The sequence below is a fragment of the Microvirga roseola genome (assembly GCF_020866965.1).
Taxonomy (GTDB): domain Bacteria; phylum Pseudomonadota; class Alphaproteobacteria; order Rhizobiales; family Beijerinckiaceae; genus Microvirga; species Microvirga roseola.
Window position 1 is genome coordinate 1 of record NZ_JAJATX010000096.1, and the last position, 3,025, is coordinate 3,025.

Below are 3,025 nucleotides of genomic sequence, written 5' to 3' on the forward strand. Positions count from 1 at the left end.
ACTCTGCTGCTGAGCCATGGCAGACAGCGGAACCAGGGCCGACGTACCGAGCAGAACCGCCAATGCTGCGAGTCTCATCACATATCTCCTTCGTTTGATCCGAGGTCCTGACCTGAGGAAGTCCGGAAGCGTGAACAGTCCAGAGCGGCGGAGCATGCAATCCGCACCCGGGTCAAAACCGGTCAAAAGAAGAAGCCGAACGAGAGCGCCTGGTTTCCTGCGCGGGCGTCAACTCTGTACGGTGCAGAACGGAGTCTCGCTGCAGATGATGGCACTGCGATCAGACTGCACCAATTCCGGTTCTCCAGCGTACCGGAAGAAGGTCGCGGATGAGAACCAGGGCGTCGTCCTACCGTTTCCGAAGTGTGACAGCAGGGCCCCTGCGCCTGATGTTTGTCGCGGGGCAGCAGCGTGCAGGACAGATTTATGCCTAGAGATGCTGCCGCGTTTCATCATGTACTCTCCTGACCAACTAGCCCCGCCTGTCTTTGCGGACAGGCGGGGCCTCTCCAGGAACGAAACGGCAGCAATTGGACAATCAAGGACGTTGAACCAGGATAGCGAACCGCCATTCGCCCGCAGGCAGTCAGCAAACTTTCGGCTCTAAAATGTTCGGGTCTGCGGCTTGCAACTGGAGACGCTGTCGCAAGCTCTCCCTCCGGTGCCCCGATCAAGGCAGCAGGCAGTGACCTGCTCAGCCTCGTTGCGTCGCGCCTTGATTCCGAATTGCCCACCCGGCGAACCAACCGCCGAGTGCTGCGCCAATCGTATCCATGACGAGATCGACGACCGTGTCGGTCACGACCAGATTGAGGAACAGTGCCTCCACGATCTCCCAGGCGATACCCAGCCCCAGTCCGATCAGGGCCGCCTTGAGGATGAGGCCGCCGCTTCCAGGAGCATTGTCGATCGAGCCGCCGGTCCAGAGGCGATACATGATTGCGGAGACCACCGCAAAGGGTGTGAAGGCATGAACGAACTCGTCGTACCAGACAAACTGGTTGAACCAGTTCCAGGCCCAGCCGCCCGCATTCAACAGAGCCGCACATACGACGAGAAAGCTCATCAGGCTCGGAATGCGGTCCTTCATCAGCATGAAGGCTAACGACAGGACGAAGAAGCCGCCAATGGTCCACAGACCGTTCCAGCGCTGAAGCCACCAGACTGCAACGAATGCTGCCGCCTGCAGCACCACGCCGAACCACGCCAGCGCTCGCCACGCGCCGCTGTTCACGGCCGACGATGAGTGGGCATAAGCAGTGGCCATCGGCCACTCCTTTCAGTGAAAATTCGATACAGCGCTGCAAGATCCGCCATGACGACTCGCATCGTTGCGGACCGGTCCAATCAAGGCATCGGGAGGGGCCAGCGGCCCCTCTCCATCGCTTTGTGTCTGAGGGACTACTGCCGCCGCGGGGTAAGCGTAATCGTCCCACCCTGCTGCTGGCCGGCCGATAGACCCTGCTGGCCGCCGTAGCCTCCCTGCTGCCCTGAGCTGCCGAAGCCAGCGCCCTGCTGCTGGCCCATGCCGCCCTGGAAGGCGCCGCCCTGCTGGCCCATGCCTCCACTCCCGAAGCCGCCACCCTGGCCGACGGTCCCGGTGGCGCTGGGCGAGCCACCGCCCTGCACCCAGTTCGTCATGCCGAGTTGCGCCATGAGGCTGGTCGTCAGCGTGCCCGTGGGCTCGAGCCCCTGGGCCTGCTGGAAGTTGCGCGCGGCCTGCTGCGTCTGGTCCTGCCAGCGGCCATTGATGTTGCCGGCACTGTAGCCGAGGTTGTTCAGAGCCTGGGTGATCTCACGCACGGTCGCCGGGCTGGCGTACAACGGCGTGCCCTGCCCCACCGAGGTCTCCTGCGCCAGGCGCTGGCCCTGCAGGCCGCCCTGGGCCTGGCCTTGCGCACCGCCGGCAATATCCGGGTTGAACACCTGATTGGTCAGGCCAAGGGCGTTGAGAAGAGCCACATCGAGCCTGCCATTCGGCTCCAGGCCCTGGGCCTGCTGGAAGTTACGCGCGGCCGACTGGGTTTCCTGGTTCCACTGGCCATCGACATTGCCCACCGAATAGCCGGCTTGGTTCAGGGCCTGCTGAACCTGACGAACCGCAGCCGGGCTGACGTAGAGCGGCGTACCCTGACCCTGCGCGGTCTCCTGCGCCAGGCGCTGACCTTGCAGGCCGCCCTGCCCCTGCCCCGAGGCGGTGCCGTCGTCGCCCGTCAACAGATCGTCCATGCCCAGGGCAAAGAGGGTGCGCACGGTGAGCGTGCCGGTGGGCTCCAGACCGTTGGCCTGCTGGAAGTTGCGGACGGAGGTCTGAGTCTGCTGATTCCACTGGCCGTCTACGTTGCCAGCGCTGTAACCAAGATTGTTGAGCGCCTGCTGGATCTCGCGCGTGCCGGCGGTGCTCACAAAGATCTGCGTGCCTTGCGCCTGGGCCTGCTCCTGGGCCAGGCGCTGGCCTGGGAGCCCACCCTGAGCCTGACCGGCCGACATGCCTTGACCTTGCTGGCCTTGACCTTGCTGGCCGCTGCCCTGTGCGTAGGCTTGGCCAGCCATGAGAAGGCCTGCCAGAGCCGTGGAGAGAAGCAGATGTCTGGTTGCCATCATTGTCTCCATTTCAAACATGAAAAGGGCCGCGCACCCGAAGCCATATAGGGGTGCGCAGCATTTGCCTCTTGCGAGGACAGGGCGGGCCGCAGACAGGCGGCTCGGGCCTGTCTCAAAGGAACATGCGGCTGTGTGATTGGGTCCGGGTAAATCCAGCAGCAACAAACGTCTGGGTACGCCTCCGGACAGACTTCATCAGCAAAGCTCAGGGCGGCGGATTGGTGCGCAGGAAGCGTCGGCGACGAAGCTCACGATTGTCGGTTTGGCAGCGTACCCGTAGCAGGCTTTCCGGCTGGACATCTGCCAGAACTCGACCATCCTCAGGATGTGTCACAGGCATTGCGAGCGTCTGCGGACACGCGCATCACAATCTCCATCTCTGCGCCGAGTGCCCCGCCGGCCCAAGCGGCCGGCGGGGCAC

2 protein-coding genes are annotated in these 3,025 nt (G+C 63.6%); both read right to left on the reverse strand.

Going from position 1 to position 3,025, the window contains the following annotated elements; translation table 11 throughout:
- Nucleotides 1–694: 694 nt before the first annotated feature.
- Complete coding sequence (locus tag LG661_RS23495) at nt 695–1,267, reverse strand: hypothetical protein (RefSeq protein WP_230534416.1); 573 nt, start codon at nt 1,265–1,267, stop codon at nt 695–697.
- Nucleotides 1,268–1,401: 134 nt separating this feature from the next.
- Nucleotides 1,402–2,601, reverse strand: a complete 1,200-nt coding sequence (locus tag LG661_RS23500) for a peptidoglycan-binding domain-containing protein (RefSeq protein WP_230534417.1) — start codon at nt 2,599–2,601, stop codon at nt 1,402–1,404.
- Nucleotides 2,602–3,025: the final 424 nt, after the last annotated feature.

Bases quoted from the DNA above. Each gene is read 5' to 3' on its own strand.
- LG661_RS23500 (WP_230534417.1), bottom strand. From the start codon at position 2,601: ATGGCAACCAGACATCTGCTTCTCTCCACGGCTCTGGCAGGCCTTCTC.
- LG661_RS23495 (WP_230534416.1), bottom strand. From the start codon at position 1,267: ATGGCCACTGCTTATGCCCACTCATCGTCGGCCGTGAACAGCGGCGCG.